The sequence below is a fragment of the Faecalibacterium sp. AF10-46 genome (assembly GCF_003604105.1).
Classification (GTDB): domain Bacteria; phylum Bacillota; class Clostridia; order Oscillospirales; family Ruminococcaceae; genus Faecalibacterium; species Faecalibacterium taiwanense.
In genome coordinates this window covers 517,105-531,844 of record NZ_QVGY01000001.1, presented here as the reverse complement: position 1 = coordinate 531,844, position 14,740 = coordinate 517,105, and the positions used below count along the sequence as shown (strand labels likewise).

Here is a 14,740-nt window from a genome sequence, read left to right as displayed (position 1 = left end):
CCGCATTTTTTGCAAAGGAAGTTGTAACCATGAAAACTGCATTGACGATTGCCGGCAGCGATTCCAGCGGCGGTGCTGGCATCCAAGCCGATATCAAAACCATGACTGCAAACGGCGTGTACGCCATGAGCGCCATTACCGCACTGACTGCCCAGAACACCACCGGTGTGACCGGCATTTTTGAAGCCACACCCGAATTTCTGGCACAGGAGATCGATGCCATTTTTACCGACATCTACCCGGATGCCGTCAAGATCGGCATGGTATCCTCGGCAGAGCTGATCGGTGTGATCGCCGAAAAGCTGCACACCTACGGCGCAAAGCATATCGTGGTGGACCCGGTGATGGTTGCCACCTCCGGCTCCAAGCTGCTGCGGGACGATGCCGTGCAGGCGCTGACCGAAAAGCTGCTGCCCATGGCAGAGGTGGTCACCCCCAACATTCCGGAGGCTGAGATCCTTTCCGGCATGAAGATCACCGATGCGGCCGGAATGGAGGCCGCTGCAAGGCTGATCAGCGAGAAATACCACTGTGCCGTGCTGTGCAAGGGTGGCCACCAGATCAACGATACCGACGACCTTCTGTGGCGGGACGGCTGCGGCAAATGGTTCCGCGGCAAGCGCATTGCAAACCCCAATACCCACGGCACCGGCTGCACCCTGTCCAGCGCCATTGCGTCCAATCTGGCAAAGGGCTATGATCTGGATGCATCGGTGGAGCGCGCAAAGGCCTACATTTCCGGCTGTCTTTCTGCCATGCTGGATCTGGGCCACGGCTCCGGCCCGATGGACCATATGTTTGCACTGAAGGGAGAGTTTGTGGGTGAGTGAGCAGACCTTTGTGCAGCAGCTGGTGCAGGAAAGTCTGCCTGTGTGGGAGAAATGCCTGCACTCAAAATTTCTGACTCACCTTGCGGATGGCACACTGGATGAAGCCTGCTTCAAGGGCTACATCGTGGAGGACAGTCTTTACCTGCGGGAATATGCCAAGGTGTTTGCCTGGGGCATGACCAAGGCAAAGGATATGCAGACCATCCGCACCTACTATTCCCTGCTTTCCTTCGTGAATGAGAGCGAGGATGCAGCCCGCCTGCACTATCTCAAGCACTTTGGACTGACCGATGAAGGCATCCAGAGCCTGCCGCTGCGGCCGGAGAACCGTGCCTATGTGGACTCTATGATCGAAGCCGCCAAAAACGGCGAGGGCGCAGCCGAGTGCATGATGGCCTGCCTGCCCTGTATGCTGAGCTATGGCTGGATCTTCCAGAAACTGCTGGAAGAAAAGCCTTCCGTGCAGGATACCCTTTATGGTGCACTGGTGGTGGACTATGCTGACAAGGGCTATGAGGCGGCCTGCCGCGACTGGGCCGCGTTTGCAGAAAAAGTCTGCGAAGGCCTGAGCGACGAACGCCTTGCCCGCTGCCGCGAGATCTTCCATGCCTGCTCGGAGCACGAGCTGAGCTTCTGGGCCATGGCAGCTTCCCCGCGCAGTGACCTGTAATTTTTCCTAAAATATAAAATGCACCCGGCCTGTGGGCAGAACCGCAGCAACCGGGTGCATTTGTTTTGTTCAGATTTTCGTGGCCGCAGCCGCAGGCATGAGCCTTCGTGCCGGAAACAAGGGAACCCTAAAACAAAAACTCCCCCGGCTCTTCTGCCGAGGGAGTGGAAAAGAAAAACGCCCCTAACAGAAGAACTCTCTTCTGTCAAGGACGAATAAAATTTGGCCTTTTATCCGCGGTGCCACCCTGACTTCATGGGCATGACCCCATGCACTTGGCGGGATGCCAACACATCCCCGGCAACTGACGTATGCCCTACGTTGCAGAATACTGTGCGGCGAAAATCCGCCGCATTTCCCTGCACCCTCAGCGGTCCATTTCGGGAAAATATAACGCAAAGTCACACTTTCCTTGACGAACTGTTTCCGGTCTGCTTCTCAGCTGCGCAGGCTCTCTGTACAGGCATGGTTCGCCGTTATCTCCACTTCAACGGTTTAGTGTATTGAATTTTGCTATATTAAACCACAGATTTTTCGTTTGTCAATCCCTGTTTGCAATTTTTTTCAAAATCAGCCTATGTCCACAGTGGGTTCAGCGCTTCCGGCGGCCGTTCGTGCTGGAAAACTTCACCGCTTTTGCCGGTCTGCGGCGGCTGTGCAGCGCACTGTAGTAGCCAAAGGCTGTGCCGCATAAGCCGCCCACAATATGCATGAAGTTTGCTACATTGTCGTGCACAAAAATGATATCGTACACCTGCTGACCAAAGTACAGCGCTGCAACCAGCAGCATGGTGACCGGGATGCCGCCGGAGAAGCCCGCCAGCGACGAAAGCATGATAAGCATGAACACGATGCCGGACGCGCCCAGCAGCCCCGAACGTGGGAACAGCACGCATTGCAGCACGCCGGTGACCAGAGCGGTGAACACCATGCCGCACAAAAGCGGCTTGCTGCCGTACTTTTCTTCCATTGGCGGGCCAACAACGAGCAGCAACAGCATATTATTCAGAAAGTGATCCCAGCTGGCATGGCCCAGCACATGGCCGAACAGCCGGATGTAGAACAGCGGGTCCTTCAGCGAGGAGCGGTAGACACAGAACAGATGCATCGTCGTCCACCCGTCCGTCCACTGGTCGAGGAACAGCACCAGAAGTGACAGCAGGAAAAATGTGAGGATCACCGGAGAGTTGTACTGCAGTTCCAGTTTGAGTTTTACTTTTTTCATCCTCTTGTCTCCACCCAGTATTCGCCCATGCTCTGGCCGGGCTGGTTCGTCACTTCATCCTTAAGGTAATCGCCAAGGCCGCAGCTTTCCGGCTGCCATGCAAGGGCTGCTTCCACCGTGGGGTACTCCACCTCGGCATACCAGAACTCGGTGGGCTGGCCTTCGTCCACATGGTTCACTTCCAGCACAGAACCGTCCGGCAGGGTGTAGCTGCGGCGCAGCTTCGGGATGAGAGGTTTAGCGATAATCTTGTATTCCAGATCATCAAACAGTTCTTTGTCGATGCTGCGCTCGATCTCCTCGCGGGCAAGGCCGCCCCCGGATTTGAAGCAGAGGATGTAGTCCGTTCTGCCGCCAGTGAGGGCTTCTTCCCGGATGCGCACGGTGGGCCGCACGCTGATATAGCCCTGCCGCATGGCAAATTCCTCCCTGAGGGGCAGCCCCTCCGGCCAGCCCTTCACCATCCATTTGCGTTCGATCTCCATAATGCATCCCTCTTTCATGCGGTTTTTTGCATTTCTTATTTATAATAACATGATTTTGTGCTATTATAAAGGGTAGATTTTTACTCCTTCAGTCTGCTTCGCAGCCAGCTCCCTCAGTGAGGGAGCCTATCTGCACGGTAAGCGTGTCGAGCGAACGCGGGACGAAGGGAGTTCGTTCATGATAAGGAGAACCATATGAAAGAACGCGCTTACCCTGTGTATACCGTCAACAAACACGCCGAGGGCCTGCTGGTGGGCGGGCACCCCTGGGTGTATGAGAACGACATCCTCCATTCCCCGGAAAATGAGCCGGAAAACGGCACTCTGGCCGATGTGGTCAGCACCAAGGGTTCCTACCTTGGCACCGGCTTTGTCTCGCTCAAGAGCAAGATCCGCGTGCGGCTGATCTCCCGCAATGCCAACGACACCTTTGATGCTGCGTTCTGGCGCCGCCGGGTGGAATATGCATGGAACTACCGCAAGACCGTGCTGGAACCTGCAGACCTTTCTGCCTGCCGCGTCATTTTTGGCGAAGCCGACCAGTTCCCCGGGCTGACTGTGGACCGGTTCAGCAACATCCTCGTCACGCAGACCCTGAGCGTGGGCATGGAAAAGCTCAAGCCCATCCTCTTCCCCATTCTGGCAGAAGTCCTGCGCGCCGACGGCCAGACCATCGACGGCATCTACGAGCGCAACGATGAGGCTCTGCGCGCAAAGGAAGGTCTTGAGCAGAACAAAGGCTGGTTTGAGCTGCCCGGTGAGCCTCACCCGGCAAGCACCCAGACCGAGATCTGCGAGAACGGAGTTTACTATCATGTGGATTTCGAGAACGGCCAGAAGACCGGCTTCTTCCTTGATCAGAAGTACAACCGCCGGGCGGTGGCACGCCTTGCTGCAGGTCACACCGTGCTGGACTGCTTTACCCACACCGGCAGCTTTGCACTGAACGCCGCTGCGGGCGGCGCTGCCCGTGTGACCGCCGCCGACATCAGCGCCGAGGCCATTGCCATGGCGCAGCGCAATGCCCAGCGCAACGGTCTGACCAATATGGACTTTTTGTGCGAGGACACCTTTGAGCTGCTGCCCCGCTTGGAAAGAGAAGGACACCCCTACGATTTTATCATTCTGGACCCGCCGGCCTTTACCAAGGCGCGCCGCACTGTGGAGAACGCCATGCGCGGTTACAAGGAGATCAACTACCGTGCCATGAAGCTGCTGCCCCGCGGCGGCTATCTGGCAACTGCCAGCTGCTCCCACTTTGCCACCGAGGAGCTGTTCATCAAGATGCTGCGCGCCGCTGCAAAGGATGCTCACCGCCAGCTGCGGCAGATCGAGGTGAAGCAGCAGGCACCGGATCATCCGATCCTGTGGGGTGTGCCGGAGACGAATTATCTGAAGTTCTTCCTCTTTCAGGTGATTTAACGATTTTAAAATTGCTCCGCTTCGCTCTGCAATTCATTAAGGTATTTTATTTTATATTTTCGTGTTTGTCGCGTCCTGCGGGACGCTCCAAACGCATTTTCACAAAAGGGGTCGTAGCGGGTAGTAGCATCTGCGGCTGTCACGCAACGGATAAGCCTAGGTTTTGCAAATGCAATTGTCCGTAACGACTCCTCCCGTGAAAAAACAGTTCCGGCGGGCCCGCAGGCCTGCCGGAACTGCAAATTTAAAAATATTATTTCCGCTGATATTGCCAGAGCGCAAGCGGAGGCAATTCCAAATCGTTCTGTTCCGGTTTAAAGGTTCAAAAGTCATACCAAGTGCGGATGCTCCAAAAATGCAGGAAGCTGTTTGTACAGAATCGTCAGATTTGTCAATTGCCTTTTTGGCCCGCCGGGGCTATAATCAAACCATAGACAGCAACGGCGCTGTGGGTCACCTCCTGACTCGCAGCGCCGTTTTTGTTAAGATGCTTTCGTACTTCTGGGTGCGGCATTGCGGCAGACCAGAATGCAGACGAAAGGGTAAGAAAAATAAGATCAAGTAAGGAGTAGGATTTATGGCAGCGAATGTTATGGAAATCTACGGCAGCAAGGTCTTTAACGAACATGTGATGAAGGAGCGCCTGCCGAGCGCAACTTATAAGAGCCTGAAGAACACCCTGCACAAGGGTGCTCCGCTGGACATTGAGGTGGCAAACGTTGTGGCCAGCGTGATGAAGCGCTGGGCCATGGAGCTGGGTGCCACCCACTACACCCACTGGTTCCAGCCACTGACCGGCATCACCAGTGAGAAGCACGATGGCTTTGTTTCCCCTGTGGGCGACGGCACCGCCATCATGGAGTTCTCCGGCAAGGAGCTGGTGCGTGGCGAGCCCGATGCATCTTCCTTCCCCTCCGGCGGTCTGCGCGCCACCTGCGAGGCCCGCGGCTACACTGCATGGGACCCCACCAGCTACGCATTCGTGAAGGATGACGTGCTGTGCATCCCCACCGCATTCGTCAGCTACACCGGCGAGGCTCTGGATAAGAAGACCCCGCTGCTGCGTTCCATGAACGCACTGTCCAATCAGGCGGTCCGTATCCTGAAGCTGTTCGGCAAGGATGTGGATTACGTCTCCACCACCGTCGGCCCCGAGCAGGAGTACTTCCTTATTAAGAAGGAGGATTACGAGGCCCGTCAGGATCTGATCCTCACCGGCCGCACCCTGTTCGGTGCCCCCTCTGCCAAGGGTCAGGAGCTGGAAGAGCACTACTTCGGTGTCATTCGTCCCGAGGTCTCCGAGTTTATGAAGGAGTTGGACGAAGAGCTGTGGAAGCTGGGCATTCCCGCCAAGACCAAGCACAACGAAGTTGCTCCCTGCCAGCATGAGCTGGCTCCCATCTTCGACACCACCAACGTTGCCATCGACCACAACCTGCTGACGATGGAGATGATGAAGAAGATTGCTCCTAAGTACGGTCTGGTCTGCCTGCAGCATGAGAAGCCTTTTGAAGGCGTGAACGGCAGCGGCAAGCATAACAACTGGTCCATGTCCACCACCCACGAGAACCTGCTCGACCCGGGCGACACCCCCATGGAGAACCTGCAGTTCCTGGTGTTCCTGGCTGCTGTCATCAAGGCTGTTGACGAGTACGCCGATCTGCTGCGCACCTCCGTTGCCACTCCCGGCAACGATCACCGTCTGGGTGCCAACGAGGCACCTCCGGCTATCATTTCCATCTTTGTGGGCGAAGAGCTGGAAGCTGTCATCGATGCTATCGCATCCGATTCCCCCTATGCCGGCCCCGTCAAGATGAAGATGGATCTGGGCGTTGATGTCCTGCCCAAGTTCAGCAAGGATACCACCGACCGCAACCGTACCTCTCCCTTTGCCTTCACCGGCAACAAGTTCGAGTTCCGTATGCCCGGTTCCGCTGAGAACCTGAGTGATGCCAACACCATCCTGAACACCGCCGTTGCAAAGGAACTGAAGGGCTACGCCGACGAGCTGGAGGGCGCTGAGGACTTTACCAGCGCCGTGATTGCTCTGGTCAAGCGCACCATCCGCGACCACCGCCGCGTCATCTTCAACGGCAACGGCTACACTGCCGAGTGGGAAAAGGAAGCCGCAAAGCGCGGTCTGCCCAACAAGAAGAACACCCCCGCTGCTCTGCCTGCCCTGATCGAGCCCAAGAACATTGCCCTGATGGAAGAGTTCGGCGTGCTGACCAAGGTAGAGATGGAGAGCCGCTACGAGGTGGAGATGGAGCACTACTCCAAGATCATCAACATCGAGGCTCTGACCATGCTGGAAATGGCCCGCAAGCAGCTGCTGCCTGCCGTCAACTCCTACATGAGCGAGCTTGCCAATACCGCAGCATCCAAACTGGCCGTGAGCGAGAACATCAGCGTGCGCAGTGAGACCAAGACCCTGACCAAGCTCTCTGCTGATGCCGATGCTATGAGCGACGCTGTCGATACCCTGCAGGATGCAGTGGATGCTTCCAAGGCATTGCCCACCGAGGCAGAAAAGGCCGTTGCTTTCCACGACAACGTGCTGCCTGCAATGGATGCTCTGCGTGCCGCTGCGGACGACGCCGAGACCATCTGCGGTGAGGATTATTGGCCTCTGCCCAGCTACAGCAAGATGCTCTACTACGTCTGATCTTTCATCAGCGTAACAGCAGAATAGCATCCGTAGGCTGCGGAATTTAAAATCGCCATTCTCCTTTTCCTATTTCTTACACCAGCCTAAAGACCTGCTCCCATTCTGAGGGCAGGCCTTTAGGCGTTTTATTTGAAAGGGAAACCATTATGAGCTATTCGACCCAACAGGACATCCTTGATTTTGTGGAGGACAACAACGTCAAATTTGTGCGCTTTGCCTTCTGCGATATCTTTGGCACTCAGAAGAACATTGCCGTGCTGGCAAGCGATCTGCCCAAAGCTCTGGAAGACGGTGTCTGCTTCGACGGCAGCTCCATTGCCGGCTTCATGAAGGTGGAGGAAAGCGACCTTGTGCTGCGGCCGGATCTTTCCACCGTGACCATTCTCCCCTGGCGGCCTACCGAGGGCCGGGTGATGCAGTTCTTCTGTGATGTGGAAAAACCGGACGGCCAGCCCTTTGGCGGCAACTGCCGCGGCTTTCTGCGCAGCGTGAATCGCAAATTCAAAAAGCTGGGCATCACCTGCAATGTGGGCGCAGAGTGTGAGTTCTACCTGTTCGAGAATGATGACCGGGGCCGCCCCACCCGTATCCCCATCGACTTTGGCGGCTACTTTGACGTGGCCCCGCTGGACGCAGGCGAGAACCTCCGCCGGGACATCTGCCTGACCATGGAGCAGATGGGCATGAGCCCTCAGCACAGCCATCACGAAAGCGGCAACGGCCAGAACGAGATCGACTGCCACCACGCAGGCCCCCTCAAGACCGCCGACAACGTGATGATGTTCAAGCAGATCGTGCGCGCCATTGCCACCCGCAGCGGCATCCATGCAAGCTTCCTGCCCAAGCCCCTGCCGGATCAGGCAGGCAGCGGCCTGCACATCAACCTGTCCCTTTACATGGATGGCCGCAACCTGTTTGAGGGCGACATTGCCCCGGACAGCATTGCAGGCAGCTTTATGGCCGGTGTGCTGGCCCACAGCCGGGAGCTGACCGTGTTCACAAACCCTCTGCCCAACAGCTATCAGCGCTTTGGCTGCGATGAAGCGCCCCGCTATGTGAGCTGGAGCCGCCAGAACCGCAGCCAGCTGGTGCGCATCCCGCAGGTAAAGGGCGACAACTGCCGCATGGAGCTGCGCAGCCCGGACCCTGCCTGCAACCCCTATCTGGCCATTGGTCTGGTTCTGGCTGCCGGATTGGACGGCATCGAGAACCGCATGGTGCTCTCTGCCCCCGTGAACAAGAATCTGTTCGACCCCTCTATGGCTGAGGGCCTCAACCTTGAGACTCTGCCCGCCAGTCTGGAAGAGGCCGTGCAGGCTGCGGAGGAGAGCGAATTTTTGCGCAGAGTGCTGCCCGAGCAGCTTGCCAGCCGCTACTTTACGGAAGAACTGAAGCGCTGCGAAGCACTGAAGCACGCGTCCGACCCTGTTGAGTATGAGCGTATCCATTACTTCAACGCCATCTGACCCCTGCAAAAGAGGGTGTGTAGGAGAAAGGAGCGAAGGAAATGGGACGTGCACTGATCGTAAGTGCCGGTGCAAGCTCCAACGAGTATATCGCTGCACGGCTGACCGAAATGGGCTACAGCCGCCCGGTGATCATTCCCAGCGGGGCCGAAGCCCGGCGGCGCATGACGGAATCGGATTTCGAGCTGATCGTGGTCAACTCTCCCCTGCCCGATGAATTCGGGCATGAGGTGTGCATCAATGCTGTGGAAAAAACAGATGCCGGTGTCGTGTTTCTGGTCAAGGCCGCACAGGCTGAGCAGCTTTTGGGGCCTTTGAGCGAGCAGGGGGTATTGCTGCTGTCAAAGCCCTTCAGCACCGCCTTTTTTGTGCAGGCCATGCACATGGCGGCGGCGGGCAACCACCGCCTGCTGCGTGCCCGGCAGGAGAACGCCCGCTTACAGGAAAAGATCGCACAGGTGCGGCTGGTCAGCCGGGCAAAATGCTGCCTTGTGGAGCACGAGCACATGACCGAAGCCGAGGCACACCGCTACATAGAAAAACAGGCCATGGATACCCGTCGTGACCGCACAGAAATTGCACAGGAAGTCCTTGAAAATTATGAGGACATGGGTGTATAATATTGGATTGGGAAAAGTATTCTTGCTTTCACCGGCTCATTTTGGGAGAGGCTGAGAGCAAGACCGTTCACCTGAAAGAATTCACAAAGGTTTATAAGGGAAAGAATTCAGAAAACAAAAATAGAGGAGGAAATTCTATGGCAGAGAAACAAACCAAATTCATCTTTGTCACCGGCGGTGTCGTCTCCGGCCTTGGCAAGGGCATCACAGCCGCATCGCTGGGCCGTCTGCTCAAGTGCCGCGGTCTGAAGGTGGCCAGCCAGAAGCTGGACCCCTATGTGAATGTGGATCCCGGCACCATGAGCCCGCTGCAGCACGGTGAGGTGTTCGTGACCGACGATGGCACTGAGACCGATCTGGATCTGGGCCACTACGAGCGCTTTATCGACGAGAATCTGAACAAATACTCCAACCTGACCACCGGCAAGGTGTACTGGAACGTGCTGAACAAGGAACGTCAGGGTGCCTATCTGGGCCAGACCGTGCAGATCATTCCCCACATCACCAACGAGATTAAGAGCTACATCTACAATCTGGCCTCTTCCACCGAGGCTGACGTGGTCATTACCGAGATCGGCGGCACGACCGGTGATATTGAAAGCCAGCCTTTCCTCGAGGCCATCCGTCAGGTGGGTCTGGAGCAGGGCCGCGACAACTGCTGCTACATCCATGTGGTGCTGGTGCCCTACATTTCCGGCTCGGACGAGTACAAATCCAAGCCTGCACAGCACTCTGTGAAAGAGCTGCAGGGCATGGGCGTGAACCCGGACATCATCATCCTGCGCGCAGACGGCAGTGTGGGCGGCGACATCCGCCGCAAGATCAGCACTTTCTGCAATGTGAAGCCGGAGTGCGTGATCGAGAACCTGACCATGCCCAGCTTGTACCAGTGCCCGCTGATGCTGCACACCGGTGGTCTGGACGAGGTAGTGGTGCAGAAGCTCAAGCTGGATGTGCCCGCTGCCGACCTGACCGAGTGGAAGCAGGTGGTCAGCCGCATTGCCACCCGCAGCAAGACCTGCAGCATTGCACTGGTGGGCAAATACGTCAAGCTGCACGACGCTTACCTCTCCGTGATGGAAAGCCTGTACCACGCCGGCTTTGAGAACGACAGTCAGGTAGAGATCAAGTGGGTGGAAAGTGAAGACCTGACCGATCAGGCCGCCTGTAAGGAAGCCTTTGCCGATGTGGACGGCATCATCGTACCCGGCGGCTTTGGCGACCGCGGCATTGAGGGCATGATCCAGGCTGCACAGTATGCCCGCGAGAACCATGTTCCCTACTTTGGCATCTGCCTTGGCATGCAGATCATGGTGATGGAGTTTGCCCGGGGCGTTCTGGGCTACAAGGATGCAAATTCCAGCGAGTTCACCCCGGATGGCAAGCACAATGTGATCGCCCTGATGGCCGACCAGCAGGGCAACATTCCCAAGGGCGGCACCATGCGTCTGGGTAAATACCCCTGCAAGGTGATGCCCGGCACCAAGATGGCCGAGTGCTACGGCGAGGCCGAGATCTGGGAGCGCCACCGCCACCGCTACGAGTTCAACAACGAGTTCCGTCAGGAGATGCAGGACGCCGGTCTTGTTATTTCCGGCACCAGCCCCGACGGTCGTCTGGTAGAGACTGTAGAGCTGCCCGGCCGTGACTTCCATTTGGGCGCACAGTTCCACCCGGAGTTCAAGAGCCGTCCCAACCGTGCTCACCCGCTGTTCAAGGCATTCATTGCTGCGGCACTCAAGTTCCGCGCCAGCGAGCAGCGCAGCCTGCTGCACATGTAAACCATAAAAATAAGGTGCTGTCTATGCGGACAGCACCTTATTTTTTACCCCTATGATCCATGATCCTGCAGGGCGTGGTTCTTTTGCTTGTGCTTATACATCCGCTGGTCAGCCAGACGGGTGATCTTGTCTGTATCCGTGCCTTCTTCCGGGTAAAGGGCAAAGCCGCAGCTGGTGCCGATCGTCAGAAGACTGCCTGCAACATGATAGGGTGCTGCAACAGTCTTACAGATAAGCTCGACCTTGCGGTGGGCCTCTTCCGGGGACATTGCGCCAATGGTCAGCAGGGCAAATTCATCGCCGCCCATGCGAAACGCATAATCTTGATTGCGGATGCAGCTTTGCAGGCGCTTTGCCACCGCCTGCAGCAGCTTGTCGCCCACCTCGTGTCCATAGGTATCGTTGACTGACTTGAAACGATCCAGATCCAGATAGAACAGCACAAACGCCTGTTCCTGGTGGACCAGTGCACGGGTCACAGCATCAAAATAGCGCTTGTTCAGCAGGCCGGTCAGGCCGTCCGTGTTGGCAAGTTCCTGCAGAATGTGCTGGCCGCTCATATCCTGCGAGATCATTATGATCTGGGTCAGACGGCCATTCTGCCAGCCGACAGGCACCACCGTCATCATCAAAAAGTTTTTGCGGTCACGGGTGGCATATTCGAACTTGATGCTGTCCTTTTCCTCTTTGAGCTGTGCACGCAGGTTTTCCGGTGCAAGCATCTGCACGAGCTTTGCGTTCTCGCCGTCGGTCAGGATCACATACTGCCGGGACAGCCAGCTGAGCAGATCCAGATAGCTGCCCTCGGTCGGGTACAGCTCCTTTCCCCTGCGCTCGTGGTATTCATAGTGGTCATTTTCCAGATCACACACCACAAACCGGTCCACGATGCGGGCCATCCCGTGGAACATCTGTTCCGTAAGTTCCTTGCGGCGCTGTAGCTCTATCCGTTCCGCTTCCGCTTTTTCTTTTCGCGTTTTTTCCTTATCATAGAAGATCTTTCCGATACCGCCCAGGATCATCAGAGACAGCACTACCAGCAGTGCAATGGTAAACATTTGCACCTGGCGCATTCCCGCGTCCATCACATTGGTGGGCACAATGCCGATGATGGCCCAGTCTTTTACACCTACCGGCTGGTATACCATATAGTAGCGCTTGCGGTTGAAGGTATAGCTCACACTGCCTTTGTACTGCAGCGGCAGGTTCTTGCGCATCTCGTCAAAATACGGCTGGTCGGCCTTGACGTTTGCTTCCAGATAGTCGAACAGGTTGGTCATCTGCTCCGGGATCTCGCTCTTCGGCTCGGTGGAAAGCACGATATTGCCATTGGAGCGAACAATGTAGCAATCGCTCTGTCCCTCATAAGCCAAGCCGCCCAGCATGTTTTCCAGTACGGAGTTATCGTAGCAGATCGCCAGCGAGGTATAGGTAACGCTATCCATCGTGACAGGCTCGATCTGCTGGGCAAACATGACCTTGCGCACACCCTTACTGGAAATGTAGCTGGTCACGATAGGGCCGTCCATAGTGTATACTTCTTCCAGCGCAGACTGCATATGCGGGGCATCTCCCCGTCTGCCGCTGACCGTCCAGAACTGATCATCCGCGTTGAACAGGGCCACCTCGCTGTACTGCCAGTTGGCTTTTTCGTTCACATATCTGCGCCACTTTACCTCGGTATTCGTTTCCTCTGCCAGCTGCGCAAGATCATCAGACCAGATCTCAAGGATGTTCCAGTTGCGCTGCACAAACATGGTAAAGGTCTTGCTTACCTGCCCATAGGTGGAAAGCAGATTTTGCGTGCTCTCGTGGTGGATCTGGCGCTGGGTATAGCGGCTGTATGCCACAATACTGAGCAGCATTACCAGAACAAGCCCTGCCCCAAGAAGGATATTCTTCCTCCGCTGTTTCATAAGCTGTTCCCTCTACTTTTCTTATATCTTCCCAGAGAAATTATACCATTTCCGAAAAATGGGTGTCAATGCACGAAATGGTCGATTCACGTCTGAAAACGGTCGATTCGCGCACAGAGCGGCCTTCCGCCGCCTTTGGAGCCTTCTTGTTCTGCCGAGTACTTTCCGCATTTCCCGCTGGCAATTGCCTGCATGCTGTTCAAGGTTCCGCTACGCATTGGCTTCTTCCTGCGCCCCTATGAGGAATCCGCGTGGGCCGTCTTTTACCGGGACATCACCGCCCCGTCTGCTGCACCGGAAGAAAATTTCTAAAAAGTCCATTCCCTGTATCACACAAAAAGCCACCGGGAGCTTTCCGCTTTTGCAGAGAACTCCCGGTGGCTTTGTTCTATCCTTGATTTCCGATCAGCACCACGGCCACATCGTTGACATTCGTACCGGTCGCGCCGGTGATGATCAGCCCATCCACCGCCTTGAGGGCATGGTAGGCATCGTTGTTCTGCAGCACATCGTACACCTTCAGCTGGTTCTGCGCCAGTGCCGCGGCCGTGCCGCCGTCCACATAGCCGCCCGCAGCATCGGTTGGGCCATCGGTGCCATCGCTGCCCACCGAAAAGACCGCTGCGTCCAGCCCGGCGATCACCGGTGCTGCAGCAAGGGCAAGCTCCTGATTGCGCCCGCCCAGACCTGTTCCGGTCAGATGGACGACCGTCTCACCGCCTGCAAGAAAGGCCAGCTTTTTGCCCTGCCCCGCGTGGGTGCGGGCTATGGAACCAAGGAAGCTGCCAGCCTCCCGCGCTTCACAGCAGAGCCTGTCGGTCAAGATCACCGGCTCATAGCCCAGCTCCCGGCAGGCGTTGGCTGCTGCGCTGCACAGCTCCCGCACGCTGCCGGTGATCTGCGTGGCAACACGGTCCAGCACCTTTGGAGTCTCCTGTGCCAGCAGAGCCTTGGCCTGTGCCGAAAGCTGCAGGTGATATTTTTCCGCAATGGCAAGGGCCTGTGCACAGGTGGAGGTATCCGGCACCGCAGGGCCGCTGGCGATCATATCCAGCGGGTCGCCCAGAATATCGCTGAGCACGATGCTGAACACCTGCGCGGGCGCACAGCTCTGTGCAAACCGCCCGCCCTTGACCCCGGACAGGCGCTTGCGAATGGTGTTCATCTCCACGATATCGGCACCGCTGGCAAGCAGCTGGCCCGTGATCTGCTGCAGCTCTGCGCCGGGGATCAGCGGCTTCTCAAACAGTGCACTGCCTCCGCCGGACAGCAGAAACAGCACCGTATCCTCTGCCGTTAAGCCCTGCACCAGTTCCAGCGCTTTCCGGGTGGCGGCAAAGCCATTCTCATCCGGCACGGGGTGCCCGGCTTCACAGCAGTCCACGCCGGGGATCGTGCCCTTCACGTGGCCGTATTTGGTCACGACCACGCCGCCATCCACCCGGCCAAGAAATCTCACTGCAGCATGGGCCATCTGCCATGCTGCCTTACCGGCAGCCACCAGCAGCACCCTGCCGCCCTGCGGTCGGAAATTTTTCAGCGCGCGGCACACCGCTTCGTCCGGCAGAACAGCGTCCAGACTGGCACGGATGATGGCACCTGCATCTCTGCGCAGTGTTTCGTTTTTCAGCATGTCGTTCTCCCCTTTCCCATCGCT

General features: G+C 56.9%; 11 protein-coding genes. 7 read left to right on the top strand and 4 right to left on the bottom strand.

The genetic code is table 11. The annotated features are described in order from the left end of the window. Positions 1 to 29 precede the first annotated feature (29 nt). A complete protein-coding gene (thiD, locus tag DWV57_RS02570) occupies positions 30 to 830 on the top strand; it encodes a bifunctional hydroxymethylpyrimidine kinase/phosphomethylpyrimidine kinase (protein WP_120019844.1) in 801 nt (266 codons plus the stop codon). Further along, entirely contained in the window at positions 823 to 1,500 is a 678-nt protein-coding gene (locus DWV57_RS02565; protein ID WP_120019843.1) for a TENA/THI-4 family protein, read from the top strand. Before thiD ends, DWV57_RS02565 begins: the two co-directional genes overlap by 8 nt. 592 nt (positions 1,501 to 2,092) lie before the next feature. On the opposite strand, the gene DWV57_RS02560 is transcribed toward DWV57_RS02565, so the two are convergent. Then, on the bottom strand, positions 2,093 to 2,725 hold the full coding sequence (locus tag DWV57_RS02560; protein ID WP_120019842.1) for a rhomboid family intramembrane serine protease: 633 nt from the start codon (positions 2,723 to 2,725) through the stop codon (positions 2,093 to 2,095). Next, on the bottom strand, positions 2,722 to 3,210 hold the full coding sequence (locus DWV57_RS02555; RefSeq protein WP_044953662.1) for a CYTH domain-containing protein: 489 nt from the start codon (positions 3,208 to 3,210) through the stop codon (positions 2,722 to 2,724). Before DWV57_RS02555 ends, DWV57_RS02560 begins: the two co-directional genes overlap by 4 nt. Before the next feature lie 195 nt (positions 3,211 to 3,405). Between DWV57_RS02555 and DWV57_RS02550 the strand changes: the two genes are divergently transcribed. From DWV57_RS02550 to DWV57_RS02530, 5 genes are all read left to right on the top strand, one after another. Beyond that, complete coding sequence (locus DWV57_RS02550; protein WP_120019841.1) at positions 3,406 to 4,632, top strand: class I SAM-dependent rRNA methyltransferase; 1,227 nt, start codon at positions 3,406 to 3,408, stop codon at positions 4,630 to 4,632. 577 nt (positions 4,633 to 5,209) lie between these two features. Continuing rightward, entirely contained in the window at positions 5,210 to 7,297 is a 2,088-nt protein-coding gene (locus DWV57_RS02545) for a glutamine synthetase III (RefSeq protein ID WP_120019840.1), read from the top strand. Between the two features lie 149 nt (positions 7,298 to 7,446). Continuing rightward, on the top strand, positions 7,447 to 8,766 hold the full coding sequence (locus DWV57_RS02540; RefSeq protein ID WP_120019839.1) for a glutamine synthetase family protein: 1,320 nt from the start codon (positions 7,447 to 7,449) through the stop codon (positions 8,764 to 8,766). A gap of 41 nt (positions 8,767 to 8,807) precedes the next feature. Then, on the top strand, positions 8,808 to 9,386 hold the full coding sequence (locus DWV57_RS02535; protein ID WP_005937320.1) for an ANTAR domain-containing protein: 579 nt from the start codon (positions 8,808 to 8,810) through the stop codon (positions 9,384 to 9,386). A gap of 137 nt (positions 9,387 to 9,523) precedes the next feature. Then, the gene (locus tag DWV57_RS02530) at positions 9,524 to 11,167 is read left to right on the top strand and encodes a CTP synthase (protein WP_118527002.1); all 1,644 of its coding nucleotides are present in this window, start codon (positions 9,524 to 9,526) and stop codon (positions 11,165 to 11,167) included. A 50-nt stretch (positions 11,168 to 11,217) separates the two neighbouring features. On the opposite strand, the gene DWV57_RS02525 is transcribed toward DWV57_RS02530, so the two are convergent. Further along, a complete protein-coding gene (locus DWV57_RS02525) occupies positions 11,218 to 13,083 on the bottom strand; it encodes a diguanylate cyclase (protein WP_120019838.1) in 1,866 nt (621 codons plus the stop codon). Positions 13,084 to 13,471: 388 nt separating this feature from the next. Then, complete coding sequence (locus DWV57_RS02520) at positions 13,472 to 14,716, bottom strand: glycerate kinase (RefSeq protein WP_120019837.1); 1,245 nt, start codon at positions 14,714 to 14,716, stop codon at positions 13,472 to 13,474. Positions 14,717 to 14,740: the final 24 nt, after the last annotated feature.

Bases quoted from the DNA above. Each gene is read 5' to 3' on its own strand.
- thiD (WP_120019844.1), top strand. From the start codon at position 30: ATGAAAACTGCATTGACGATTGCCGGCAGCGATTCCAGCGGCGGTGCT.
- DWV57_RS02560 (WP_120019842.1), bottom strand. From the start codon at position 2,725: ATGAAAAAAGTAAAACTCAAACTGGAACTGCAGTACAACTCTCCGGTG.
- DWV57_RS02555 (WP_044953662.1), bottom strand. From the start codon at position 3,210: ATGGAGATCGAACGCAAATGGATGGTGAAGGGCTGGCCGGAGGGGCTG.
- DWV57_RS02550 (WP_120019841.1), top strand. From the start codon at position 3,406: ATGAAAGAACGCGCTTACCCTGTGTATACCGTCAACAAACACGCCGAG.
- DWV57_RS02545 (WP_120019840.1), top strand. From the start codon at position 5,210: ATGGCAGCGAATGTTATGGAAATCTACGGCAGCAAGGTCTTTAACGAA.
- DWV57_RS02540 (WP_120019839.1), top strand. From the start codon at position 7,447: ATGAGCTATTCGACCCAACAGGACATCCTTGATTTTGTGGAGGACAAC.
- DWV57_RS02535 (WP_005937320.1), top strand. From the start codon at position 8,808: ATGGGACGTGCACTGATCGTAAGTGCCGGTGCAAGCTCCAACGAGTAT.
- DWV57_RS02530 (WP_118527002.1), top strand. From the start codon at position 9,524: ATGGCAGAGAAACAAACCAAATTCATCTTTGTCACCGGCGGTGTCGTC.
- DWV57_RS02525 (WP_120019838.1), bottom strand. From the start codon at position 13,083: ATGAAACAGCGGAGGAAGAATATCCTTCTTGGGGCAGGGCTTGTTCTG.
- DWV57_RS02520 (WP_120019837.1), bottom strand. From the start codon at position 14,716: ATGCTGAAAAACGAAACACTGCGCAGAGATGCAGGTGCCATCATCCGT.